Annotated in this window: 25 protein-coding genes; 13 read left to right on the top strand and 12 right to left on the bottom strand. The window is 60.8% G+C overall.

What is annotated here, in order from left to right; translation table 11 throughout:
* The first annotated feature begins 10 nt into the window (after positions 1–10).
* The 5 genes from glyA to AK81_RS00185 all read left to right on the top strand — a co-directional run bounded on the left by glyA (position 11) and on the right by AK81_RS00185 (position 4458).
* Positions 11–1264 (top strand): serine hydroxymethyltransferase, encoded by a 1254-nt coding sequence (gene glyA, locus AK81_RS00200; protein ID WP_043195856.1) that lies wholly within the window; start codon positions 11–13, stop codon positions 1262–1264.
* A 212-nt stretch (positions 1265–1476) separates the two neighbouring features.
* On the top strand, positions 1477–2469 hold the full coding sequence (lipA, locus tag AK81_RS00195) for a lipoyl synthase (RefSeq protein WP_043195855.1): 993 nt from the start codon (positions 1477–1479) through the stop codon (positions 2467–2469).
* A 227-nt stretch (positions 2470–2696) separates the two neighbouring features.
* On the top strand, positions 2697–2837 hold the full coding sequence (locus AK81_RS30175) for a hypothetical protein (protein WP_193393734.1): 141 nt from the start codon (positions 2697–2699) through the stop codon (positions 2835–2837).
* Positions 2838–2925: 88 nt separating this feature from the next.
* A complete protein-coding gene (locus AK81_RS00190; protein ID WP_043195854.1) occupies positions 2926–3426 on the top strand; it encodes a peroxiredoxin in 501 nt (166 codons plus the stop codon).
* A 93-nt stretch (positions 3427–3519) separates the two neighbouring features.
* Positions 3520–4458, top strand: coding sequence for a LysR family transcriptional regulator (locus AK81_RS00185; RefSeq protein WP_043195853.1), 939 nt, complete (start codon positions 3520–3522; stop codon positions 4456–4458).
* Here AK81_RS00185 and AK81_RS00180 read toward each other — a convergent pair.
* On the bottom strand, positions 4435–5565 hold the full coding sequence (locus tag AK81_RS00180; RefSeq protein WP_043195851.1) for a porin: 1131 nt from the start codon (positions 5563–5565) through the stop codon (positions 4435–4437). The genes AK81_RS00185 and AK81_RS00180 overlap by 24 nt on opposite strands.
* Before the next feature lie 373 nt (positions 5566–5938).
* Between AK81_RS00180 and AK81_RS00175 the strand changes: the two genes are divergently transcribed.
* The 4 genes from AK81_RS00175 (at position 5939) to AK81_RS00160 (ending at position 9574) form a co-directional block, all read left to right on the top strand.
* Complete coding sequence (locus tag AK81_RS00175) at positions 5939–7240, top strand: MFS transporter (RefSeq protein ID WP_043195849.1); 1302 nt, start codon at positions 5939–5941, stop codon at positions 7238–7240.
* A gap of 16 nt (positions 7241–7256) precedes the next feature.
* Positions 7257–8441: a M20 aminoacylase family protein gene (locus AK81_RS00170; protein ID WP_043196141.1), complete on the top strand. Its 1185-nt coding sequence runs from the start codon at positions 7257–7259 to the stop codon at positions 8439–8441.
* 110 nt (positions 8442–8551) lie between these two features.
* Positions 8552–9127, top strand: coding sequence for an NAD(P)H-dependent oxidoreductase (locus tag AK81_RS00165; protein WP_043195848.1), 576 nt, complete (start codon positions 8552–8554; stop codon positions 9125–9127).
* A gap of 72 nt (positions 9128–9199) precedes the next feature.
* Complete coding sequence (locus tag AK81_RS00160) at positions 9200–9574, top strand: MerR family transcriptional regulator (protein ID WP_043195847.1); 375 nt, start codon at positions 9200–9202, stop codon at positions 9572–9574.
* Positions 9575–9670: 96 nt separating this feature from the next.
* Here AK81_RS00160 and AK81_RS00155 read toward each other — a convergent pair whose 3' ends face one another.
* The 3 genes from AK81_RS00155 to AK81_RS00145 form a co-directional block, all read right to left on the bottom strand.
* Entirely contained in the window at positions 9671–10057 is a 387-nt protein-coding gene (locus AK81_RS00155) for a cupin domain-containing protein (protein WP_043195845.1), read from the bottom strand.
* 72 nt (positions 10058–10129) lie between these two features.
* Positions 10130–10954, bottom strand: coding sequence for an AraC family transcriptional regulator (locus AK81_RS00150; RefSeq protein ID WP_043195844.1), 825 nt, complete (start codon positions 10952–10954; stop codon positions 10130–10132).
* 375 nt (positions 10955–11329) lie between these two features.
* Positions 11330–11854, bottom strand: a complete 525-nt coding sequence (locus AK81_RS00145; protein ID WP_043196140.1) for a GNAT family N-acetyltransferase — start codon at positions 11852–11854, stop codon at positions 11330–11332.
* A gap of 55 nt (positions 11855–11909) precedes the next feature.
* Here AK81_RS00145 and AK81_RS00140 point away from each other — a divergent pair, with 55 nt between their 5' ends.
* Positions 11910–13514 (top strand): S41 family peptidase, encoded by a 1605-nt coding sequence (locus tag AK81_RS00140; RefSeq protein ID WP_241496038.1) that lies wholly within the window; start codon positions 11910–11912, stop codon positions 13512–13514.
* A gap of 33 nt (positions 13515–13547) precedes the next feature.
* Here the strand turns inward: AK81_RS00140 and AK81_RS00135 are convergent, their stop codons facing one another.
* The 5 genes from AK81_RS00135 to AK81_RS00115 form a co-directional block, all read right to left on the bottom strand.
* Positions 13548–14867, bottom strand: coding sequence for an APC family permease (locus tag AK81_RS00135; protein WP_043195843.1), 1320 nt, complete (start codon positions 14865–14867; stop codon positions 13548–13550).
* A 146-nt stretch (positions 14868–15013) separates the two neighbouring features.
* The gene (locus AK81_RS00130) at positions 15014–16339 is read right to left on the bottom strand and encodes an alginate export family protein (protein WP_043195842.1); all 1326 of its coding nucleotides are present in this window, start codon (positions 16337–16339) and stop codon (positions 15014–15016) included.
* Between the two features lie 130 nt (positions 16340–16469).
* A complete protein-coding gene (locus tag AK81_RS00125) occupies positions 16470–18104 on the bottom strand; it encodes an amidohydrolase (protein WP_050491814.1) in 1635 nt (544 codons plus the stop codon).
* A 54-nt stretch (positions 18105–18158) separates the two neighbouring features.
* Complete coding sequence (locus AK81_RS00120; RefSeq protein ID WP_043195840.1) at positions 18159–19259, bottom strand: polyamine ABC transporter substrate-binding protein; 1101 nt, start codon at positions 19257–19259, stop codon at positions 18159–18161.
* Positions 19260–19369: 110 nt separating this feature from the next.
* On the bottom strand, positions 19370–20185 hold the full coding sequence (locus AK81_RS00115; protein ID WP_043195838.1) for a carbon-nitrogen hydrolase family protein: 816 nt from the start codon (positions 20183–20185) through the stop codon (positions 19370–19372).
* 129 nt (positions 20186–20314) lie between these two features.
* On the opposite strand from AK81_RS00115, the gene AK81_RS00110 reads away from it, so the two are divergent.
* A complete protein-coding gene (locus AK81_RS00110) occupies positions 20315–21109 on the top strand; it encodes a helix-turn-helix transcriptional regulator (protein ID WP_043195836.1) in 795 nt (264 codons plus the stop codon).
* 30 nt (positions 21110–21139) lie between these two features.
* On the opposite strand, the gene AK81_RS00105 is transcribed toward AK81_RS00110, so the two are convergent.
* Entirely contained in the window at positions 21140–22180 is a 1041-nt protein-coding gene (locus tag AK81_RS00105) for an LLM class oxidoreductase (protein WP_043195835.1), read from the bottom strand.
* Between the two features lie 124 nt (positions 22181–22304).
* Here AK81_RS00105 and AK81_RS00100 point away from each other — a divergent pair, with 124 nt between their 5' ends.
* Complete coding sequence (locus AK81_RS00100) at positions 22305–23249, top strand: LysR substrate-binding domain-containing protein (protein WP_043195834.1); 945 nt, start codon at positions 22305–22307, stop codon at positions 23247–23249.
* 76 nt (positions 23250–23325) lie between these two features.
* Here AK81_RS00100 and AK81_RS00095 read toward each other — a convergent pair whose 3' ends face one another.
* A complete protein-coding gene (locus AK81_RS00095) occupies positions 23326–23835 on the bottom strand; it encodes a ProQ/FinO family protein (RefSeq protein ID WP_043195832.1) in 510 nt (169 codons plus the stop codon).
* 284 nt (positions 23836–24119) lie between these two features.
* Between AK81_RS00095 and AK81_RS00090 the strand changes: the two genes are divergently transcribed.
* Positions 24120–24437 carry a hypothetical protein gene (locus AK81_RS00090; RefSeq protein WP_043195829.1) on the top strand — a complete coding sequence of 106 codons (318 nt, stop codon included), beginning with the start codon at positions 24120–24122 and terminating at the stop codon, positions 24435–24437.
* A gap of 62 nt (positions 24438–24499) precedes the next feature.
* On the opposite strand, the gene arsH is transcribed toward AK81_RS00090, so the two are convergent.
* Entirely contained in the window at positions 24500–25201 is a 702-nt protein-coding gene (arsH, locus tag AK81_RS00085) for an arsenical resistance protein ArsH (RefSeq protein ID WP_043195828.1), read from the bottom strand.
* Between the last annotated feature and the right edge of the window lie 2 nt (positions 25202–25203).

The following is a 25203-nucleotide window of genomic DNA, read 5'->3' as shown; positions in this document are numbered from 1 at the left end:
AATCACACCCATGTTCCATAAAAGCCTGACTCTGTCCGATTTCGACCCTGCGCTGTTCGACGCCATTCGCCGCGAAGTACAACGCCAAGAGGACCACATCGAGCTGATCGCCTCGGAAAACTACACCAGCCCGCAGGTGATGCAGGCCCAAGGTACCGAGCTGACCAACAAGTACGCAGAAGGCTACCCGGGCAAGCGTTATTACGGTGGCTGCGAGCATGTCGATGTGGTCGAGCAGTTGGCCATCGACCGTGCAAAACAACTGTTCGGCGCGGGTTACGCCAACGTCCAGCCGCATTCTGGCTCCCAGGCCAACGCTGCGGTCTACCTGGCCTTGCTGCAAGCCGGGGACACATTGCTGGGCATGAGCCTGGCCCACGGCGGCCACCTGACCCACGGCGCCAAGGTGTCGTCTTCGGGCAAGCTGTACAACGCCGTGCAATATGGCATCGACGCCAACGGCCTGATCGACTATGACGAAGTCGAGCGCCTGGCCGTCGAGCACCAGCCGAAGATGATCGTGGCGGGCTTCTCGGCCTACTCGAAAACCCTCGACTTCCCGCGTTTTCGGCAGATCGCCGACAAGGTTGGGGCCTACCTGTTCGTCGACATGGCCCACGTCGCCGGGCTGGTAGCGGCGGGGTTGTACCCCAACCCGCTGCCGTATGCCGATGTGGTCACCACCACTACTCACAAGACCCTGCGCGGGCCACGTGGTGGCCTGATCCTGGCCAAGGCGGACCCGGAGCTTGAGAAAAAGCTCAATTCGGCGGTGTTCCCGGGCGGGCAGGGCGGGCCGCTGATGCACGTGATCGCGGCCAAGGCGGTGTGCTTCAAGGAAGCTCTGGAGCCTGGCTTCAAGGACTACCAGCGCGAGGTCATCAGCAACGCCCAGGCCATGGCACAGGTGTTCATGCAGCGGGGCTTCGACGTGGTTTCAGGCGGCACCGACAACCACCTGTTCCTGGTCAGCCTGATCCGCCAGGGCATTACCGGCAAGGACGCTGATGCTGCGCTGGGGCGTGCGCACATCACGGTGAACAAGAATGCCGTGCCGAATGACCCGCAGTCGCCGTTCGTGACCTCGGGCCTGCGCATCGGCACCCCGGCGGTGACAACCCGTGGCTTCAAGGTAGCGGAATGCCGCGCCCTGGCGAGCTGGATCTGCGACATCCTCGACCACCTGGGTGATGCTGACATAGAGGCCCATGTGGCGGGGCAGGTCTCTGAGTTGTGCAAGCTGTTCCCGGTCTATCCGGCCTGACACCCGTAAGCCTCAGCCAGGCAAATGGGCCGATCTCACAGAACTGCACATGACTCACTGAAGTAGCAGGGAACCTGTGGGAGCGGCTTCAGCCGCGAACACCGGCGTAGCCGGTGCCATCCACCGCGTTGGATTCTTCGCGGCTAAAGCCGCTCCCACAGGGTATGCGGACCGCTTGCGAACTCAGCCTCATCGCCGGCCAGGAGCCAGCCATGTCAACCGAACAACTGCAACCCACACCACCGCGACTGCAGCCGTTGCAGGCCGGGGTAAAACTGCGCGGCGCCGAGAAGGTGGCGCGTATCCCGGTGAAAATCCTGCCCACCGAGGATGTACCACGCAAGCCCGACTGGATCCGCGTGGCGATCCCAACCACCCCCGAGGTGGCGCGGATCAAGGCCCTGCTGCGCAAGCACAAGCTGCACAGCGTGTGCGAGGAAGCCGCCTGCCCGAACCTGGGCGAGTGCTTCTCTGGCGGCACGGCGACGTTCATGATCATGGGCGACATCTGCACCCGGCGCTGCCCGTTCTGCGATGTTGGCCATGGTCGGCCCCGGCCGCTGGACGTCGACGAACCGAAAAACCTGGCCATCGCCATTGCCGACCTGGGCCTGAAGTACGTGGTGATCACCTCGGTGGACCGTGACGACCTGCGCGATGGCGGCGCCGGGCATTTTGCCGATTGCCTGCGCGAGATCCGCAGGCTGTCGCCGGGCATTCAGCTGGAAACCCTGGTGCCCGATTACCGTGGGCGCATGGAGGTGGCCCTGGCCATCACCGGGCAGGAACCGCCAGACGTGTTCAACCACAACCTCGAAACCGTGCCGCGCCTGTACAAGGCGGCCAGGCCGGGCTCGGACTTCGAGTGGTCGCTGGACCTGCTGGAGCGCTTCAAGCAACAGGTACCGAGGGTGCCGACCAAGTCCGGGCTGATGCTCGGCCTGGGTGAAACCGATGAAGAAGTGATCGAAGTGATGCAGCGCATGCGTGAGCATCAGGTCGACATGCTGACGCTGGGGCAGTACTTGCAGCCTTCGCGCAGCCACCTGCCGGTACAGCGTTTCGTGCACCCGGACACCTTCGCCTGGTTTGCCGAACAGGGCTTGGCAATGGGCTTCAGGAACGTGGCATCCGGGCCATTGGTGCGTTCGTCCTACCATGCTGACCAGCAGGTGCAGTTTGCGGAGCGCATCGTTGCTGGCTAAGCGTTGTGCCCTGATTTCGCTTTAAAAAGGGAGGGAATTCAAAGTTGGCATGGAAATCTCATGTAACACGCCTGGCGTACGATTTTCGTAACCTTGCGTTCACCCTCCATGGACAAAAACAAAAGGGGGCTTACATGAGTTGTCTGATTTGCGCCGGGCAGGCGCAATCCGTCGAATGCACCCAGGGATGGGAAGAGCGGCATTGCTCCCAGTGTGGATGTTACCGAATGTCACAAGCGCTCATCCTGGTGATGATGGAAGAGGGGCAGATTTTCGATACGACGCGCATGCGCGAATGGCTGGCGGCTCGGCGTGTTGTGGTGCCTGTGCCTTCCATCGACCATACCCAGGCGATATTGGCGCGTTGAACAGGCGTTGCGGCGGGCATGGTGTACCTGGCTTGGTGGACTGCGGCATCATAGCGTGCCCGGCCATCAACGCACCCAGGAGACCACGATGATCAACACTGGCGATCTACTGCCCGACGTTACGCTGTACGAGTACAACAAAGACGAAGGCGCCTGCGCGATCGGCCCGCATGCTTTTTCCGTTCACGAGCGCTGCAAGCAGAAAAAAGTGGTTGTTTTCGGTTTGCCAGGCGCGTTCACGCCCACCTGTTCCGAACGCCACGTCCCGGGTTATGTCGCTGAGGCACAAGCGTTGTTCGCCGCGGGCGTTGACGAAATTCTCTGCGTGTCCGTGAACGATGCCTTTGTCATGAATGCCTGGGGCAACAGCCTGCAGGTGGGTGAAGCGGTGAGGATGATCGGCGATGGCAACGGCGAATTCAGCGACGCACTGGGCCTGATCCAGGACCTGTCGGCGCGTGGGTTGGGGCGCCGTTCGCTGCGCTACGCCATGGTGGTCGACAACCTGGTCGTCACACACATTGCTGTCGAAGCGCCTGGCAAGTTCGAGGTCAGTGATGCAGCGAGCCTACTGGCTGCGATGCGCTGAGTTTGCCAGCCAGTCAAGCATGTTGGGGCCGCGAAGGGCTGAAAAGCAGCCCCAACATCTCCGACCGACCCGATAACAACAAGGTAAAGACGGTTGAAACTGCATCAACTCAAGGCGCTGGTCGCCATCCACAACGCAGGCAGCATCCTTGAAGCCTCCAAGCTCATGCACATTACCCAGCCTGCGCTGAGCCGTTCGATCAAGGACCTGGAACGGGAAGTCGGCTTCAGCCTGTTGCAGCGCTCGCACAAAGGCATGGCCCTTACCGAGGAAGGCAAGCGCGTCATCCGCCACGCCAACCTTGTGGTGGAGAGCATCCGTCGCCTGCAGATCGAAGCCGCGAGCATTCAGGATGCGGCGCTGGGCGCAGTGTCGATCGGGGTCACGTCGCTGACGGCGATGCTCGATGGTGTCGATGAAAGCATCCTGGCCTTCCGGCGCAAATACCCGCGGGTGAAGATCACCATCACCGACTTGCGCCCCAGCCAGATCCTGCAACGCCTGCGCGATGGCAGCCTGGATTTTGCCATTACCTCGCAGCAACCGCTGAGCCGGCTGAACCTGGACTGGGAGGCGCTGGGCAGTATCAAGGGCCGGGTGATCTGCCACGCGTCCAACGCGCAAAAGTTTTCCAAGTCGCTGCGCACCTTGCAGTACGGCCACTGGATCAGCCTGGACGAGCTGTCCGACCAGGCTTCGCAGTTTCACCAGCTGTTCGAGGTCAACGGCCTTCAGGTACCGCAGAACACCGTTGAATGCACCTCGGTGATGATGGCGCTCAAGCTGCTGAAGAACACCGAATCGTTGATGACCATCAGCGAGCTGGCGGTGGACCGGGGGTTCACCTTTGGCGTGGATTGCGAGTACGTGGCCATGGCGGTGCAGGAGCTGATTCCGGACTACCCCATCAACCTGGTCTGTATCGACCGCCATAGCCTTACGGCGCCTGCCCAGGAGCTGTTCCACAGCTTGCGCGGGCAGGTACTCAGGCAAACCCGCCCAGTGGCGTCAGAAGTGGTAGTACATGCCTAGCGAGACATTGCTGGGGTTGTCGCCAACCTGATCCACCGGGGTGCCGGCGTAGGTGACCGACGACGCACGCTGGTTGGCAATCAGGCCGAGCCGCCCATAGATGGCCCAGCGTGGGTTGATGAAATGGTCATAGCCGACCATCGCACCCCACGCGTCCTTGTCGCGGGCGGTGACCTGGCGTTGCATCACGGCCAGGCGCAGCACATCCAGCTCGCCGACTGGCGCCATCACCCCGAAGGTGTACAGCGTGGTACTGGGCGTGCCTGCCTGGTCCACGTCCTGGCGTTGCCAGGTCAGGCTGGTGGCCAGCGGGCCGAAATCGTAGAACGCCGACAGGCTCTTGTAGTAGTTGGCAGTCTGGCGTGAGCTGCCCGCGTCGTCCCATGGGTCGCTGTAGTACAGGTTGTAGGAGGCCAGGAGCATGACCTTGCTGTTGCGGTATTGCAGCCTGGTACCACCACCGCGCACGGTACGCCCGGCGCTTGCGGCATCGTCGAAGCCGAAGCTTAGCGCGGTGCCGATACTGAAGCCGTGCAGGGTCGGGCTGGTGTAGGCCAGGGTGTGCTTGGGGCGCAGGTCAAGGTAAAAAGCGCCCTTGCCGGCGGCAGGCAGGGCCAGGTAGGTGTACGGCGAGCCGTAGGTGGCCAGGAACGGGTCGGCGTAGGTGGGCGTGCCCATGCTGTAGGTCTTGCCGAACTCAAGCTTGCCCAGGGTTCGCGAGCGCAGGGCGACCGTTGCCAGGCGCAGGGTGCCAATGGTGTCCCAGGTGCCCTCCAGGGCTTTGCCATTGACGTTGAAGCCTTCCTCGACGTCGAGTTCCAGCACGGTGTCGGGGTTCAGCCCCTGGCGGGCATACAGCCCGACCTTGTTGGTCCAGGCGCCGCCGCCGGCCAGGCGAAAGCCCGAGTGGTGCTGCGAGTCGTGATAGCTGGCGAATGCATCCACGGTGCCGTAGACCTTGAGCTTGTCATCGAACCCGTAATCCACCCCGTAATAACCAAAACCCGGCGCAATCCGGCCAAGTGTCGGAAAGCCCTCGGCCTGTGCCTGCGCGGCAAGGCATGCCCCTTGGATCATCAACAGCAACGACGTAGTGCGAGTGTTCATTCACGACTCCAGGCCAGCACAGTGATGTGGTGGCTGTAGCGTCGGTGAACAACAGGTTGCAGCGTGATTGCTTATTCGGCCATGTCATGCCGTTTGGTTAATCAAGGGCCTGCGGGGCGTTACGGTAGGCAAGAAGGTCTGCGCTAGACAGGCTTCAAGCATGCCGTGAGGCCGCGCTTGCTGCCCGGTTGAGTGGGCACTTACGGGGCAGCGCGCAGAGGCAAGGCAATCTGTGCGCCACCTTAGGGCAAATTGGTCAGCGACCGGTCCGGTCAAATAACCAATGGTTAGCCACATGCCTAAACTGCAAGTGTGTTGGGTGCCCGATTGGCCGATATTCGCTGCACGCCGCGAATTGCCATCGGAGATAACAATGACTACACCGCTACCCGCACGGCCCCTCATGCAGACGGGCGCGCATTCAGCCGCGCAGGCCTCTTCCTCACGTAAAACCTTGGTTGCCTGCTCGCTGGGCAATGCGCTGGAAATGTACGACTTCACGATCTACAGCTTCTTCGCTGTGCTGATCGGCAAGCATTTCTTCCCCTCCGAGTCGGCGATGGCTTCGTTGCTGATGTCGTTGGCCACCTTCGGTGTCGGTTTCCTGATGCGCCCGGTGGGGGCGATGGTCATCGGTCGCTATGCCGACCGACGCGGGCGCAAGGCGGCATTGAGCCTGACCATCGGGCTGATGACCTTGGGCACTGCGCTGATCGCTTTTTCGCCCACGTATTCGCAGATCGGCATTTTCGCAACGGTGCTGCTGGTGGTTGGCCGGCTCATCCAGGGCATGTCGGCAGGCGGTGAGGTGGGTACCGCCTCGGTGTTCCTGATGGAATCCAGTGCGGTTGGCAACCGTTGCCAGAACGTCAGCTGGCAGGCCGCCAGCCAGGGGTACGCCGCCTTGCTGGGTGCCGGTTTTGGCTTTGCCCTCAGCCAGTTGCTCGACCCCGCGGCCCTGGAAAGCTGGGGATGGCGGATACCGTTCATTTTCGGCCTGCTGATCGGCCCGGTCGGTTGGTACATTCGCACGCGTTTGCCCGAAACCCATGAGGCCGCCCCGGCGCACAAGGCCGAGCAGGCGCTGGACGCCGAACTGCTCAAACGTATCGCCCAGGGCATCGGCCTGATGGCCAGCTCGACTATCGGCATGTACCTGTTCGTGTTCTACATGCCCACCTACCTGACCACGGCCTTGCATTACCCGGCCGGCAGCGCAATGGCGATTGCCTGTATCAGCAGCGGCTGCATGGCGGTCATCTGCCCGTTGGCGGGCAAGTTTGCCGACAAGTACCAGCTGCGCAAGCGCCTGCTGGGGTGGACGGTTGCCATGCCGGTGGTGCTGACCCTGCCGGTGTTCTACCTGCTTGGGCAGGTGCAGCACATGGGCCTGGCCATGATGTGCGTGGCGGTCCTGATCCTGCCGACCTGCATCGGTGCCGGTGCGTTCTTTGCGCTGATGATGGAGGGCTTCCCGAAAGCGCGGCGCTCGTTCGGCACGTCGGTCAGCTACAGCCTGGGGGTGACGATTTTCGGCGGGTTTTCGCCGCTGGTGGCGACCTGGCTGATTGCGGCGCTCGGCACCCCGATGGCGCCGGCGTACTTCCTGCTGGCCGGCGGCGTTGTCAGCCTGGCTTGCCTCAAATACTTCCCCGAAAACAAAGGATGCGAGTGACATGGGCACTTTGAACATGACTACTTTCCCGAGCAACCAACCTCAGCCTACGGCAGCAGGGCTGGATGAGTTCGTAGTGATTCGCCGGCAGATTCACGCCGCGCCGGAGCTTGGCGGCGACACCCCCGACACGGCGGCGTTGGTGGCCGACAAGCTGCAGGCCTGGGGCTACGAAGTGCATCGCAACGTAGGCGGGCATGGGGTGGTCGGCGTACTGAAAGCAGGGAACAGCCCGCGCAGCATCGGCCTGCGGGCAGACATGGACGCATTACCCATGAGCGAGAAAAACCCCTTCGCGCATGCCAGCAAGATCCCTGGTCGCATGCATGCCTGCGGCCATGACGGGCATACCGCGATCCTGCTGGCAGCCGCTGCGCAACTGGCCGCCACGCGCAGCTTCAACGGCACGTTGAACGTGATCTTCCAGCCGGATGAAGAGGGCCTGGCCGGTGCCAAGGCAATGATCGACGACGACCTGTTCGAGCGCTTCCCCTGCGACTCGGTGTACGCGCTGCACAACATGCCCGGCATGCCGGTGGGCACCTGCGTAGTACAGGCCGGGCCGACCATGGCGTCCTCCGAGCGCGTCAGCATTCGTATCACCGGCAAAGGCGGGCACGGGGCGATGCCGGAACTGTCGATAGACCCGGTGATGGCGTTGAACAGCCTCATCAGTGGCATCCAGACCATCAAGTCACGCAACCTGAGCGTCGAGGACTATGCCGTCATCAGCATCGGCATGATCCAGGCCGGTACCGTCTACAACATCATTCCTGACGAGGCGAGCATGCTGCTGAGCGTGCGCACCGACACGGCCGAGACCCAGCAGAAGATCAACAGCCGCATTGACGCCCTGGCCAGGGGGCACGCCGAAAGCTTTGGCGTGGAGATCGAGGTGCAGTTCACCCAACTGGCGCCAGCGTTGTGCAACAGCGATCACGAAAGCGCGTTGCTGCGGGAAAGCCTGAGGCCGTTGTTCGCCGACGGGGCGCTGCTGGACAAAATGCCCAAGAAGGTCATGGGCACCGAAGACTTCGCCTACATGCTGCAGGCACGGCCTGGCTGTTACTTCATGCTGGGTAACGGTACGGGCGAGTTCCATGGTTGCTCGGTGCACAACCCTCACTACGACTTCAACGATGCGTTGGTGAAGATTGGCGCCGATTGTTGGGTGAAGTGGGTGCAGGACTACCTGCGCTGAAGCCTGTGCCTGGCCGGCCGGCAGCTTTCGCCTCATACCCCTGGGGCCATTGACTCTCCCTCTAGGGGCAGGCTTTACCCTGAAGGCTTCATGTTCAGGATGAAGTGACGATGAGCAAGCGTGTGCTGGTGGTGCTGGGGCACCCGTCGGGGGAGAGTTTCTGTGGTGCGTTGACCGAGTGTTATGTCGATGCAGCCAGAAGTGCCGGCCATGATGTACGGGTGTTACGGCTTGATGCCTTGAACTTCGACCCGGTGCTGCGCGCAGGCTACAGGCAGACGCAGCCACTGGAACCCGACCTGCTCAAGGCCCAGGCCGATATCACCTGGGCCGAGCACCTGGCCTTTATCTACCCCATTTGGTGGGGTGGTATTCCGGCCTTGATGAAAGGCTTTTTCGACCGGGTATTCCTGCCGGGTTTCGCGTTCCGCTATCGGGCCGGCAAAGCCTTCCCCGACCCGTTGCTCAAAGGCCGAACGGCGCACCTGCTGGTAACGATGGATACACCTCCGTGGTACTTCCGCTGGGTCTATCGCATGCCGGGTCTGCACCAGGTACGCAAGACCACGTTGCTGTTCTGCGGTATCAAACCGCTGAACACCCTGATGTTCGGGCCGATACTGGGCTCCAGCCCGCAGCGGCGCGAAGCCTGGCTGAAGCAGGCCCAGGGCATCGCCAGCCGCTGATCGTTCCCGCTGTGTTCCCGAGCCGGTTGCACTGTGCAAAGATGCGCCGCACCCGCACGAAAAAGGACGTTCATGTACATCGGCAAAGCCGCCCGGCTGTCGGGCACCACGGTCAAGACCATCCGCCACTATGAAGCCATTGGCCTGCTGCCACCGGCCGAGCGCCAAGGGCAGTATCGCGTTTACAACCAGCAAAGCGTTGAGCTGCTGACGTTCATCAAATGCGCGCAGCAGCTGGGTTTCAAACTCAAGGAACTGCAGGCGATCCTTCAGGGGCATCGTGAGGGTGACATGCCCTGGGAGTTGGCGGGCAAAGCCATTGCCGACAAGAAGCTGGAGGTGATGGGGCAGATTGATGGTTTGCAGCAGATATACGCCGGGCTTGAGGCGTTTGAAGCGAGCCTTGACGGGGCCAGGTATCAGTGTGGGATTGATCGTTTAGCCTAGATCCGGAACTGACAAACCATGGGGCATGAAACGGCCCCCTCTCGATAGGTTCCGCTTCACGCCCTCATGTGGCTGGCCGCTACTGTCGATGTCGACTCAGATCCAGACGTCATTCAGCGCTGTTCGCTCCCCACCTTCATGACCGGTATTCAACACGCCTCGCGGCTCAATCATCATCAGTGTTGTTTCCGTCTCTGCCGCTGTTCTGTGCTCTACACCACGGGGTACGACATACAGTTCGCCCGGCTTCACATGAACGCAGCCCTCGGGGAGATCGATGCGCAACAGGCCTTCGAGCACCAGAAACGCTTCATCAGTTTCCGGGTGTGAATGCCAGATGAATTCACCTTCGATGCGTACCACCTTGAACTGGTAGTCGTTCATTTCCGCGACGACCCTTGGGCTCCATTGCTGCTCGATCAGCGAGGCTTTTTGAGTCAGGTTCACAGGTTGTGATGCCAATTGCTGATGCATGCTGGACATAGCTGATCCTCTCTTGGTTGGAGTGACCAGCCTATCGAACCCAAGCGCGCTGCTCTTGTACGATCCTGCAACTTAGCGAACAGTGCGTAAGCGTTCCAGCCATCGCAGAGGCGGCACGCCGTAGGTGCGGGTGAAGTGCCGGGTCATGTGGCTCTGATCATGAAAGCCTGAAGCAAGGGCGGCATCGACCAGTGAGAAGCCATCCAGAATCAGTCTGCGCAAAGCGTCCAGGCGCCTTAGCGTGACAAAGCGGTATGGGCTGGTGCCGTAGAGGGCCCGAAAGTCTCGCGACAAGCTCCATTGCTCACGCCCACTCGCCTGTTCGAGCATCTCCAGGGTGATGCCTACGTGAAGGTGCTCCATGATGAACGCCCTGGCGCGCTCGGCAGAACGGTAATCCAGACGTTTGCGGCCACGCGGTTTGCCGCCGACTGCACGAAGCGCCATTGCCAAGTCATAAACGGCGTCCTGTTCTTCCAGTGTTTCCAGAGGATGATCCAGTGCCTGCACGAAAACCTCGCTGGCGTGGTACAAGCGCGGGTCGCAGGATAGTCCGCCAGCAATGAAAGGCAACGGTTCTCCGCCGAGAACGTTCTGTATCAGCGATGGGTCGATGTAGGCCATCCGGTAGCGAAAACCCACCTCCGTGCCAGCCATGCCGTCATGCACCTCGTCGGGGTGCAGCACAAGCGTGTTGCCTGGCACGCCGTGGCACAGCGCGCCCTTGTAGTGAAAGCTCTGAACGCCGGCAAGGGTACGGCCTATCGAATAGGTATCGTGACGATGCGGGTCGTAGCCATGGCCGCCAAACCACGCTTCGATGCGCTCCACACTGCCGGGTGTGGTGCTGCGTATGACCCAATCAGAGGTGGCTGAGGGAAATGCTTTTCGCTCCATGGATATGCTCACCGCGAGTGCGCCATCTTGAATGTGAATAGTCCATGCTATTTCAGGATTACGCGAGCACCCAATCCATTTCCGCTCAATGTCCGCTTTGGGTCGACAACTGCCGCTCGCAAGTGACCGCTATCGACCCATGGCTGCCATTGCGAAAGGACTGCGATTGCTCATTTTCCGAGGCCGGGGCGAACCCTGTGGAAGCAACTGTCCTATTCAAACTCTAAAAGTTTGCGCGATCACTGTGGGAGCGGGCTTGCCCGCGAACACGGGCGAAGCCCGTGCCATCCACCGCGTCGCCTGCTTCGCGGGCACGCCCGCTCCCACAGTGATCACCTAAGGTCCGAGGGGCAGCAATCGGCCAGAAGTGGCCACTCAAATCATCCGATCTGTCGGTATGGAGTAGATCACCGAGTCATATTTCTCCGCGGTCCGTGTCCCTGTGACGATCCCGCCCAAGGCCTCGGCGATCAATCGGCTGGGCAAGTTGTCCGTCGCAACCGGATAGACAAAGCCGGAAGGGGATAGGTGTTCACTCGCCCACGCCACTATCGCGCCGACAGCTTCCTTGCCAAAGCCTCGCCGATGTTTGTCCTCGCGTATCCAGATTCCCAACTCCGGCACTGTGTCATTGACATTGTGCAGCCCGACCAGCCCTAGAAAGCAGGCGTCATCCCGCTGCCTGATCGCAAACACGATATCGCTGCCATCGGCTATCGCAGGTAGCCATCGCTCCCACACTTGCGCGTACTCTTCGCGTGACGCTGGCGGTTCCCAGGACATGTAGCGGGTCAATGAAGTGGTGAGGTGCAGGAAGGACTCGGTGGCGTCCTCCCGCGAGAAAGGCCTTATCGAGAGGCGTGGTGTTCGAACCTCGAGTGTGCGGGTATCGATGGACATCAAGACTTGCTCCCTGTAAGTAGTGCTCCGATTGACGCTGAGCATAACCCGTTACATGCTGCTGATGCGCCCAGCCCAACTACTAACAGACGCCATCTCTGTGGGAGCGGGTTCACCCGCGAACACCGGCGAAGCCGGTGCCATATCATCAACAAAACCATCTGGATTTTGGCAGTTTGGCATGATGGGTAACTTTTACATGCGTGTTGTTAAAAAGGTGTTAGCTATTGTCCTCGTCAGTGCAGGCGCCGTCGGCACTGTGATTGCTGACGAGTCTGCGAGGAGTCGATTAGTTGACATGGCGGTGAGGGACCTTTCTGCTGTTCATCAATTAATCGTGTCCTCTCACCCGGGCGCCATAGACCAAGAAAACCCAAATTTTACTGACTGGGTAGAAAAGGGTTATCGGGAGGCCAGCCAGTTGGCATTGCGTGTCAGCTCGGAGAGGGATGCTCAAGCCGTGCTGGGTTTCTATATTTCAGGGTTCAAGGACGGTCATGTAGGCGTATATCCGCCCAGAGCAGGCAAGTCATCCTGGGCGGGTTTCATGGTGGACATGAGAGGGGAGGGTTTTGTTGTCAGTCGTGTTGCAAAGGAGTGGCCTGTGCCTTTGCCTTCAGTCGGCTCAAGCATCATCTCGTGTGATGGCAAAGCAGTCCGGGAAATAGTGGCTGATGACCTGTCGCCCTACGTAGATCGTCGGCTGAACCTGAAATCTACCTGGCGCCACCTGGCCGGGCATTTGACCGTTGACGATGCGGATGCTCCAGTGCTTGCCAGAAAACGGGCAAGCAATTGCCTGGTTGTTCTACCGAGCGGCGTGCAGCAAAAGTTTGCCTTGTCATGGCAGGAAGAGGGTGGGCAACTAAAGGATTTTCTGACCCAACCTCAACCCCTTCAGGCACTGAACAACCTCGGCGGTGGGCGCTATTGGGTGCACGCCTCCAATTTCGCCCCTTCGGCAGCCGATAATGCGGCCCTCGAACAAATGCTCGACACGCTCAAGCACATCGAGGACGCCAAACTGATTGTACTCGACACACGTGGCAATCGCGGTGGTAACAGCCTGGTCGGGGCGAGCATTCTGTCTGCTCTATTGGGTGAGGCGTTTGTTGAAAGCCTGGGCCAATCCTCGCATGCGTATGCAATGTGGCGTGTCTCTCCTCTAGCGCTTGCAACACTCGACAGCGCGTTGGCCGGCATGCAAGGCAATCACGAAAAAAACAGCGATGCCTACACGTTTGTTTCAGGTTTGCGTGAGTCGATGAGCGCTGCGCTTGTGCAGAAGGAAGACTGGCTGAGACAGCCCGATACGTCATCGCTCGACCAGAGCCGTGTAAAGGATTCCAATCCAGAAAGATTCAAAGGGCAGCTTGTGCTGGTGACGGACTCATTCTGTGCAAGTGCCTGTCTGGATTTTGCAGACGCGGTGCTGGCCGTTCCTGGCGCGACCCATTTTGGGTTATCAACGAGTGGCGACACGTTGTATATCGATATCGGTTCTCAGGCCTTGCCAAGTGGCGCGCAGTTCTGGTTACCGTTGAAGGTCTGGAGAGGGCGAGTGCGGGGGAATAATCAAAGTTATGACCCCCGCTATAGTTTCGATGGCGACATCAATGACACGTCAGCCGTTCAGAAGTGGGTGCTCGGTTACTTTTGAGCAGGCTTGCGCATAGCGCCGCCGGGACGGGCGTTACCACGGCCGAAGGTCGGGCGCAGGCCGGCGGAAACCTCGTGTCAGCCAGGTGAGGTAGATCACGCCGAAGGTAAGCCAGCAGAGTCCGATCATGATCGCGGTCGCACTTAGCTGGCTCACCAGGTACAGGTTTACGCACATGCCCAGCAGTGGAAACACCAGATAACTCACAAGCCCGAGGCGCTGGCTTCGACGAGCGCGATAGAAGTAGCAGATGACGCACAGGTTCACCGCGGTGAAGCCAAGGAAGGCACCGAAGTTGATGAAGGAGGTCGCCATTTCCAGCGTGAGGTTCAAACCCAGCAAGCCGATCACCGCAGTGAACAGCAGGTTGAACACCGGCGCCTTGGTCTTGGGGTTGAGTGTGCCGAAGAAATGCATGGGCAGTATGTCGGCCCGGCCCATGAAATAGAGCAGGCGGCTGGTACTGAGTTGCACGATGAGGCCCGAAGCGAACCCGGAGATGATCAAACCGAGGTTCAGCCAATCCGCAAAGACCTGGCCGCCTACTTCGACGGACATGAGATAGGCAGCAATCTGGGCGTCTTCGAATACGCCGCCGGGGTGGACCAGCTGCATGATGTACGCCACAAGCGCAAACAGCAGGCCTGCCGTTGCCATTACCAACACCACGGCGCGCGGAATGTTGCGCTTCGCGTCGCGTGTTTCTTCGGCCATGGTGGTGACCGCATCGAAACCCAGATAGGAGTAGGCCGCCACGGCTGCTGCTGCCGACACACCCACGAAGGTGCTACTGGCGTTCCAGAGTGGCGCTGTCAGGGACACCGGAGACTGATGCATCAGGTGGATCACACACAAGACCACAAACAGCAACACCAGGGCGATGCCCAGCCCTGTCAGCAATTTGTTTGTGCGGTCGGCGAGGCTGAGCCCCAGGGCGTTTACCAGCGTGGTCAGCCCGATGTTGACCAGCATCCACCCCCAGAAAGGTATGGCAGGGAACTGCACATTGAGAAAAACCGACTGTACCAGCCAGGCGACCATGGGCATGAACAGGTAGTCCAGCAACACCAGCCAGCCAACCAGAAACCCTAACTGACCGCCAAGCATCTGCCGGGCGTAGAAATAGGCGGACCCGGAAACGGGAAACAGCCTGGCCATCTTGGCGTAGCTCAATGCCGACAACAGCATGGCGCCAGTGGCCATCAGGAAGGCGCTGGGCGCCGTGCCGGCGCTGCCTTGGGCAATGACACCGAAAATGACCAGCACCAGGCTCGGCGCCATATAGGCCAGACCGAACAGTACCACCGAGGTCAGGCTGAGGCTGGCGGTCAATTTGACGCGGTTATCGGCCATGTCAAAGCTCCCTTTCGAGCTGGAAGGGAGGGACGGCGAAGAGGGGCGCCTGGCGGCCCCCGGAAGCTGCATTGATCACGGTGGTGTTCCTGTTGTTGATGAGAGAGGTGCGGCCGGTCTGGGCCGTCCCCACCTTCAGGTTTCGCTCAATAGCGGTAGGAGACGAACATCTCGAATGCACTGAAATCGTCGTTGCCGTAGGTTTCGCGGGCGGCGGCAAGGGGCTTGACCCAGCTGTAGGCGACGCTGGTGTAGACGCTGGCTGTTGGGGTCCACTCGACGAACACCACGTTTTCGTCGGCAAAGCGCCGATCGCTGACGGCCACGCCGTTGAGCACTTTTTCATCCAGGCTGAACTGGTAATGCATCCCCCCCAGCTTCACCGTAGGTGTCAGATGGGTTCGCAGCGTCCACTGGTTGACGCGTTCGTTGCTGTTGAACAACAGATAGTTACCGACCACGTCGCCAATCAACCAGGTACCCCAGTCGACATAGCCTTTGCTGAGCGGGTCCCAGGCTTTCTGTCGGTTGTCGCTCGGGTCGTCGTCGCCGGAGAAGGCGGCATAGCGGTAACTCAGCAATGGCTGTAGGGGTAGGGAGGAAAAGGCATAGTCTGCCTGGGCGTACCAGGCGCTGGCGTGGTAATCGACACCGTCGCCCGCACCCCGCTGGACGGCGTACTCACCCTGTAGTGTAAGGTCGTCAACAAACGGCACCTTGGCTTGCAGCGCCCGCAGGTTGTACACCTGCATCCCCTCACGCGGGGTCAACCTGTCGGCCTCGCTCACCAGGCTGTTCACCTTCATCGCCATGGCGCCCAGGTTTACCGTGCCGACCAGGTCATAGTCGATATTCAGGCCGTTCATGCGAAAGTCACCAAGGTCGTCGTCCGTTCGCAAGCTGAATGCCTGGGCGCTGAGCGGGCCGTGGCTGTAGCCCAGCAGGGCGGAGTCGCGAAACGCAGTGCGTGGGCCTATCCAGTAGGCAGCATCGTCGAACAGGTCAAGGTTGCCGTCCATGACGATGAAGCCGGTGCCGACCTTGTAGTCCTGGCGCCCGGCGCTGAACGACCAGTCGCCTCTGCGCACCCCGCCATAGAAGGCTTCGATGGCCAGGCCATGATCGGAACTGCGGGTGTAGCCGCCAGCGTCGCCGTCGCCAAAGGTAGCGGCCCCCACCGCAGACGCGCCGCCGAACACTTCAAGATCGGGGCTGATCTCGTAGCGCAGGGTTGCACCAGGTTTCAGGTACATCTCCTGCCAGACAGCCCGCTCACCGGTATTGCGGCCACTGCGCAGGTCCACGCGCCCGGCACCGAAATTGACGTTGCGGGCGCTGATGCCAGCGACGCCCGCGGCCAGTGTTGCTTCCCCTTTGACGACGCCAGCCTCGAAGGCATACCCGGCAAAGGCGCACGGGCTGAGTAAGGCGCCAAGCGCCGAAAGCGCCCGGACCTTGGTGATGAAGGACATGCTGAGTTCTCCTGATTCTTCTTGTTTTAATGACAAACCCGGTGCGTCGCGCGCACGCACCCCCGCCTGGGCCTGAAAGCCCGGAACGAAAGGGGGGACGTGGTGTGATTTACCCTATACGGGCGGCCCGTCAGCCGAAGCCTGGGTCTCGATGGACTTCCTGGCCTTCGAGCAGGGTGAGCAACACCTGGGTCTGGGCGATCTCGCCGGGTGCAATTTCAAACAGATTGCGGTCAAGTACGATCAGGTCCGCGTACTTGCCTACGCTGAGGCTGCCGGTGCAGTCATCACGCCAGGCGGCGTGGGCAGCATTGAGCGTGTAGCCACGCAGCGCATCTTCAATGCTGATGCGGTGATGCGGGTTGTGCACCGGGTCTTCGGGGCCGGCATCGATCGCCTGTCGGGTGACGGCTGACTGCAGGATCTGGAAAGGGTCATAGGTACTCACGCCCCAGTCGCTGCTCATCATGCAAGTCACGCCTTTGCGTACAAACTCACCGATGGGGAAGACCCATTGGCTGCGTTGCTCGCCTAGCATGGCATGGGCGATGGCGTCGGCTTCAGGTTGCGGCTGTGCCCACAAAGGCTGGAAGTTGGCCAGGATGTTCAGGGCCGTGAAGCGGGGGATGTCGGCCGGGGCCACCACTTGCAGGTGGGCGAGCTGGTGGCGCGAATCCCATTTGCCATTCTGTTGGCGGGCGTAGTCAATCCCGTCCACGGCCGCACGCACGGCACCGTCACCGATGGTGTGTACGTGCAACTGGAACTTCTCCCGGTCAAAGGCTGCGAAGTACTCGTTGATCTGTGCCTGAGTGAACATCAACTCGGCGTTGCCACCCGTGTCGCTTCGCGGCGCCAGGAACACCGCGGTACCGCTCTCCAGGACACCGTCGAGGAAGAACTTGGCCGAGTGCATGCTTACCCGATCACCCTGGTAGGTATTGCGCAGGTCCTGAAGCTCGAGAAGCTGCTCGTCCAGCGGCTTGTGCGCGAAAACCTTGGAGGTGGCACGAACGCGCAGGGTCAGGTCACCACGCTCATGGGCAGCCTGGTAGTTCTTCATGTAGTTGCGGTTGACCATGGCGTCCAGTACGCCAGTGATGCCCCTGCGGTTGAATGCCTTGCTGTAGTGCTGCATGGCTTCCAGGTATTCTTCGTCCGTGTACCCGGGGGCGATACGATTCATTGCCCAGATTGCATCCTCCAAAAGCCATCCCTTGGGCGCACCGTCTGCGTTGCGCACATAACTGCCGTTCTGCGGCTCATGGCTGCCCGGCTGCACACCGGCAACCTCGAAGGCTGCGCTATTGGCCCAGCCATTGTGGTAGTCGTTGGCCAGCATGAGTGCCGGGCGGCCGCCCGTCACGCTGTCGAGCAGCTCCTTGGTGAGCACGTCCGGGCTGAACAGGCTGGAGGAGAAGCCGACGCCACGGATCCAGGTCTTGTCGGGGTGGCGCTCGACGAACTCGCTGATACAGCCCAGCAGTTCATCAAGGGTGGTAGCGGCGTATAGCGAGGCATTGTGATACAGGTCGGCGCTGCTGAGCTGGAAGTGCACGTGGGTGTCTTGCAGGCCGGGCAACATCAGCCGCCCCTGTGCGTTGATGTGGCGGGTTGCGACGCCCGACAGGCGTTCGATATCGGCGTTGGCGCCCACAGCGACGATGCGCCCCTGATGCACGGCGATGGCCTGGGCCCTGGGCAGGTCCGGGTCCATGGTGTGGATGTCAGCGTGGGTGATGATCAAGTCTGCTGAGATAGTCATGCGTACTCCGGTCAAGCGGATTTATTGTTATGCGAACGGTCAGCGGCGCGACAATCAGGTGCCGCTCTTCACCTTGCTCCAGAGCCGGGTGCGCATGCGCTCCAGTTTGAGTGGCAGCGTTTCGAGCGGGTACAGCGTTGCCATTACCTCCTTTGAGGGGTAAACCGCCGGGTTGTCGCGCAGTTGCGGGTTGATGAAGGCCGTGGCGTCCTTGTTGCCATTGGGATAGCCGAGATAGTCGGAGCTCTTGGCAATCACTTGCGGGCGCAGCATGTAGTTGATGAAGTCATAGCCCTGCTGCGGGTGAGGCGCATCCTTGAGCAAGACCATGTTTTCGAACCAGACCGGTGCGCCTTCTTTCGGAATGCTGTAGGCCAGTTTGACGCCATTGTTTGCATGGTCTGCCGTGACCTTGGCGTTGTAGACCGAGCCGCCCCAACCGACCACCGCACAGATGTCGCCATTGGCCAGGTCGGTGGTGAACTTTGAGGAATCAAAATAGCGGATGTACGGGCGGATCTTGAGCAGCAGGGCTTCAGCTTTGCGGTAGTCGTTGGGGTCCTTGCTGTTCGGTGGTAGCCCCAGGTAGTTCAGCGCAATCGGCACGATCTCCACGGGAGCATCCAGCATCGCCACTCCGCACGTGCTGAGTTTCGCGATGTTTTCCTCTTTGAAGATCATGTCCCAGGAATCCACCGGCGCGTTCGTGCCCAGTAATTGCGTGACCTTGGCCTGGTCATAGCCAATGCCCGTCGTGCCCCACATGTAGGGGATGGCGTAGCGATTGCCGGGGTCGTTGCCTTGCTGTTTTTCCAGGATTTCCGGGGCAAGGTGCGCCCAGTTGCCCAGCCGTTCACGGTCCAGCTCCTGGATCACCCCGGCCTTGACCAGGCTGGGCAACAGGTCGTCGGGCACCATTACCACGTCATAGCCGGTGCGCCCGGTCATCAACTTGCTTTGCATCACTTCGGCATTATCGAAGGCGTCCCAGATCAGCGAGATGCCCGTATCTGCCTGGAATTCCTTAGGGGTTTCCGGCGCCAGGAAGTCAGACCAGTTATACAGGTGTACTCGGGCAGGCTCCGACCAGGCGGGGGTCCAACCGCTGCCAAGCAGTGCGATGAGGCCGAACTTCAGTAAGCGGTGAAGGGTCATGGAAGGCTCCTGGCGCAGTGCCGGTTAGCGACCGTGCAGTGCGCTGACTGTCGCTGGATTATTGTTGTCGTTGGCGCGAACCCGCAGGGCATGGGCAAGCGAAGCGCTGCTCAGGGAATCAGCAGCTCGCGTCGGCCATCGGCGTGTTCGATACGCTCACCGGGTAGCTGGAAGCGCTGGTCAGCCTGATAGTGGTAAAGCGCACGGGCATCGGCCAGCTGGGTCATGTCCAACTCAATGACATGGCGGCACTCTTGGCGCCCACTCTCCAGCAACACCTGCCCAGAAGGGTCGATGACCGCACTACCACCGGCGAAAACGGTGTTGTCTTCACCTTCCCCGACCCGGTTGACGACCACGGCGAACACCTGGTTTTCCTGCGCACGAGCGGTGACCGAGGTTCGGTGCACGTGCCCATAGGGCTCCATGTTGCCATCGGTGACCAGGATCAGCTCGGCCCCCAGTGCCGCCACAGCGCGTGCGGTTTCCGGGAACTCGGTGTCGTAGCAGATCAGCAGGCCGATGCGCACGCCGCGCCACGCCACGGTGCCATAGCGGTCGCCGGGCAACACCAGGCCGGGCTCGGAGACCCAGAGGTGGGTCTTGCGATAGCTGAGCTGGATCCCTTCAGGGGTGATGAACAGCGTTGTGTTGTAGTAGTGCCCGCCATCGTTCTCGATCAGCCCCACGACCACCGCCACCTGGCGCTCACATACCGCCTGTTGGATCGCCAGTATGCTGGGGCTATCCAGCGCCAAGGCCTGCTCGGCAATGTTCTGGTGGTTGAGGAACCCGGTGATCTGCGCCTCGGGAAAAACGATGATGTCGGTGCCTGGCGCGCAGTGGGTGATGGCGTCCAGAGTACGTCGTAAATTGTAGGCGGTATCGCCATCGCGCCCCGCCAGTTGTACCAGTTCGAGCTTCATATTCGGACCTTGTTATCGGGTTGAGCCCCGGTCAGGAAATAAGTGACTTTTGCAAAAGGTCGATGCAATTATGCGTTTTTCCAGCCCGTTTCCTATCACGTCGAGTGGTTAACCCCAGGGGGTAGATGCATGACACCAACGCTCCAGGACATGGCCTGGCACCGAGCTGCCGGCCACGTGATCGAACACTTGGACAAGGCTGATTTCTGGCGAACCTTGAGCCGGTTGATCGGCGAATACGTACCGATCGATAACTGGGCGGTGTTGTTGTTTAGCGACGGTTGCCCGTTCGCATTCGCTGAAAGCCCGTATGAGGGAGAGGGCCCCGACCCGCTGTTCCACGATTACATCAAGGGCATGTATCTACTTGACCCGTTCTACATCGCCAACCGCGAACAGCCGGTAACCGGGCTGTTCCGCCTGGCGGACGTGGCGCCGGAGCGCTTCAGGGACACCGAGTACCACCAACGCTACTTCAACCATTACGTGAAGCAGGATGAATTGCACTACAACGTGCGGCTGGATGAGGTGCGCAGCCTGTGCCTGTCTCTGGGAAGCCGGCACCTGTTCACGCCCGAGCAGGTTTCGCTGCTGGAGATGATTCGCCCGTGGGTAACGGGGCTGATGCGCCAGCGCATGTTTTTCGAGGCGGCGATGCCAGAAAGCTCGCCGCGCCAGGCGCCGCGCTGGCAAGTCAGCCTTGAGGAGGCCATGGTGCGCTTAGGCACACCTCTGACCGCCAGGGAGCTGGATGTGATCCGCTTGATTCTCAGCGGCTGCTCGAACAAGGAAGTGGCCGGCAAGCTGGACATCTCGGTAGAGACAGTCAAGGTCCACCGCCGGCATGTCTACGCAAAGCTGAATGTAAAATCGCCGCAAGAACTGTTTGCGCTGTTCCACAAGGCACAGGTTGAAAGCGCATGAGTGTCAGCTAGCACTCAGCCACCGCAATGGCTACCAGTTCTGCGCATGGGGCACAGGCCCCATCAGCGATGGAAACAGTGGCAGCACTTCTTCTGCCAGCTCCTGGATGATCTCCTGCGCCGGGCGCTGGGCCATCTGCATGCCCAGTGCCGCATGATTGACCCCGGCCTCGCGCCACTCTTGCAGCAGCTCGATCAAGCCGTTGCGGCCTGTGCGCAACACGTAGCCCCCCTGTTGCGGCGTGCGCGGAAAGTTGGGGTCTTCATGAAGATCGATCCATTCATTGGTGACATGCGGACGGAAGCCGCCGCCAGGAATGGCCGCTCGCCAAGCGCGGACTTTCTCGGCCAGGCGGCGCGGGCCAAGGATGTTGTGGGTGGCTTCGGGGTAGGTAATCCAGCCGTCCGCCTGTTCGCCAAGCCACTGCAAGGATTGGCGTGACGAGCCGGTCACCAGTAACGGGATGCGCCCGGTCACGGGGGAGGGGAGCAGACGGGCTCCATCGAGCTGGCCCAATGGCGAATGGATCGGCGCAGAAGGGCCAGCCAGCAGCTGGCGGAAGTAGTCCACGCTTTGCGCGAAGCGCTCTCCGCGCTTTTCATGGGGCAGGCCATAGGCGGGGAACTCCACGGGGCGGTCGCCCGAGGCAATACCCAGCACCAGGCGCCCACCCGACAGGCAGTCCAGGCTGGCCGCAGCTTTGGCCAGGTCGATGGGGTGGCGCAGGGAGAAGATCGCGCTACCGGTTGCCAAGGCGATAGTGCGGGTATGGGCCGTGAGATAGGCCAGGTAGGTGAACGGGTCGAATACCTGGCCGGCGTCACCAAAAGCCGGGTCGTACAAGGGCACATCGCGTACCCACACGGCTGCGAAGCCCAGGCGGTCAATTTCGTTGACCAGCTGCGCCTGCCCACGAAGCACAGCCATGTCGCCGTCATGGAAGCGAAGCGGCAGGAAGATGCCCAGTGTCAGCTGGCCATGGGCGAACATGCGACGGTAACCGGGATGTTGGGCGAAGGCATCGGCGCTCGCGCCTTTGCTGTTGATGGGGTTCAAGGGCAATCCTTGCATGCTGTTCACCTTAAAAAAACTGATTCGGGTTTGTGTGGGTCAACGCTATGCTAGGCATCAAGCCCGGGGCTTACTAACGATCCTTTCACGCCCTGACATCAGTTTTTCTAAGGTTGGTAATTGCATGGGTACGGTCTTGCCGTTGCTTGCGTTGCGCGCTTTCACCGAAGCCACTCGGCTGGGCAGCCTGAAGGCAGCCGCCGAGCGTATGGGCGTTACCCCAGGCGCAATCAGTCAACAGATTCGTCTGCTGGAAGACCGTCTCGGCGTTATCCTGCTGACCCGGAGCCGTTATGGGGTGCAGCTCACCGAGGCAGGAGCCAGCCTTTATCCGGGGCTTTCACGCGGTTTTGGCCAGATCGAAAGCGCCTTGCTGGACCTTGAAGTGCTGACGCGCGCTCAAACCCTGACGATCAGCACCCAACCCTCGTTCGCGTCCGGTTGGCTTGTGCCACGCTTGGCGGATTTCAATGCGCAGCACCCGGAGATCGACGTGCGTGTGCAGTCCACGGCCGAGCTGGTCGACCTGCATCGTGATCCTGTCGATATTGCCTTGCGCCATGGCCTGGGCGATTACCCTGGGCTGGAGTCGATACCGCTACTGGCGCCTGTGCTGCTGCCAGTAGCAAGCCCTGGCCTGCTTGCCGGCGGGCCGGCGCTGGATGAGCCGCAGGACTGCCTGCGTTACCCACTGCTGCAGGATGCCGACCGTGCCGACTGGACGTTGTGGTTGCAGGCGCATGGTGTCGAGCCCGATCAACGTAGCCGCCGCGGGCCGAGTTTTGACGAAGACCTGCTGTTGTTACGCGCGGCCGCCAGTGGCCAGGGCATCGCGCTTGTACAGGCGCAGCACGCGGAAGAAGACCTGCGAGGCGGCAGATTGGTGGTAGCGGTAGACCGGCCATGGCCTTCGCGCTTTGCCTACTACGTGGTTACTCGCCAGGAGAACCTGAGCCGAGCGCACGTGCGGGCATTTATCGACTGGATTCAAGCGCAGCTTGTATCCGAGAGCGACCTTCAGCCACACGATCAATCCAGTTCCATCCTGGGCAAGTCCAGTTGTGGCTGACTGACCTTCAGCGCAAGGATGTGCTGGTTGGCGATGCGCACAAGCAGCGCCAACCCTTCGACCAAGTCGTCTGAATTCAGTCTGGAGTCTGCTCGGCTGCGGTCTCGGCAACGGGGGCCGCAGCACGTGCTTTCGACTTCGCACGGTTGCGTCGGTCCTGGCCGCGATGGCGAGCAGCTTGTTGCTTCGCATGGATCGCCTGAGTGGCGGTCACAACGCCGGCGACCTGGCCATTCAAGTCCAGGCGCGGGGCATTCTCGACCATGCTTGCCCAGTAGCGGGAGCCCCGGCACCAGGTGGAAATACCCAGCTTGAGCTGTTCACTGGTGATGCCAAGCAGCTCCAGGTGTTGCTCGGCATCCTTGAAAATGCCCTCTTTGAGCGGAACCTTGGGGGCCGGATTGACAGGGAAGGCCAGTGGAAAATGCTTCTGCAACGGCCAGATCGCTGCCACCGCCGGGTCCTGCTCACGAGCCTTCGCCTGTGGCGGAGACTTGCGCTTGGGGGGCTTCGGGCTTTCGGCCTTTTCCTGCACTTTCTCCGCCCGCAGGCGGTCACGTAGCTCAGCTAGTTGTTCAAAACCCATTGTTCAATTCACTGCTTCGAAGTTGATTGCGAGGCATAAGGATAAGCCATGCAGCGCTACAGATCAGCTTAAACAGATGAATTGCCCCAATTTTCCTGGGCATGGCGTGTCTGTTTACCTGGATCTGCGCCCTACAGCACGTCGGTATTTAGCGCGGCGCAGTATCAAGTAGCTGCATTTGGTATCGCTTGTCTGAAAGGCTGCGAATAAATACATCCACCCCAGGAAAGCCGCAGTCGTACAAACACACAGGCCTTTCTGTGTCTGACTTGAGGTAAGCGATCATGGCTAATAATCAAGACAAGGGCGGCAATCAAGGCAATACCGACACCGGTGCGGGCAATAACACCGCAGGTACCGGCCAGCAAGGCGGTCAAGGCTCGGGCGGTGGCATGCCGAACCAGCAACAACCGGGTCATAACCAGCCAGGGCAGAAGCCCGAGGACAAGATGAACAAGGACTGGGACCGTTCCAGTGATACCGGTAGCAAAGGCGGCCGGCCTGAAGACAATGCAACCGACAAGCAGAACCAGGCTGATAAAGACCGCATGGGCGGCCAGCAATCGCAACGCGATAACCCGCAGCGTGACCAAGACCGCTGATCGTCGCTAAAGCGCACCAGGGTGGGCTAGCCATCCTGGTGCAAGCGGGCCGTGCAGCCGCTTCAGATCGATCGCTGATTGACGCGGGCAGATAGCTGCTCGGCGTTTTCCTTACGCTCCGAATAGCGGTCCACCAGGTAATCCTGACGGTCACGTAGCAGCACGGTGAACTTCACCAGCTCCTCCATCACATCCACCACGCGGTCGTAGTACGGCGAAGGTTTCATGCGGCCGGCGTCATCGAATTCCAGGTAGGCCTTGGGTACTGAGGACTGGTTCGGCACAGTGAACATCCGCATCCAGCGGCCAAGCACCCGCAACTGGTTGACCACGTTGAACGACTGAGAGCCGCCACACACCTGCATCACTGCCAGGGTCTTGCCCTGGGTAGGTCGAACGGCGCCCAGCGCCAGGGGCACCCAGTCGATCTGCGCCTTGAACACCGCAGACATCGCCCCATGGCGCTCTGGCGAGCACCAGACCTGGCCCTCCGACCATTGCATCAGCTCGCGCAACTCCTGCACCTTGGGGTGCTCCACCGGCGCATCATCAGGCAGCGGCAGGCCTGAAGGGTCGAAGGTTCGGGTCTCGGCGCCGAAGTGTTCCAGCAGGCGCGCCGCTTCCTCTACCAGCAAGCGGCTGAAAGAGCGTTCGCGGGTAGACCCATACAGCAGCAGGATGCGTGGTTTGTGCTCGCTTGCAACGCTTGCCGTTGGCGGCAGATCGAACAACGCGAGGTCGAGGTTGGGGAGGTGCTCGGACATTT

This window comes from Pseudomonas putida W15Oct28 (genome assembly GCF_000708715.2).
Taxonomy (GTDB): domain Bacteria; phylum Pseudomonadota; class Gammaproteobacteria; order Pseudomonadales; family Pseudomonadaceae; genus Aquipseudomonas; species Aquipseudomonas putida_R.
Note: the sequence above shows the minus strand (reverse complement) of the source record. Positions and strands in the feature narration are given on the sequence as shown.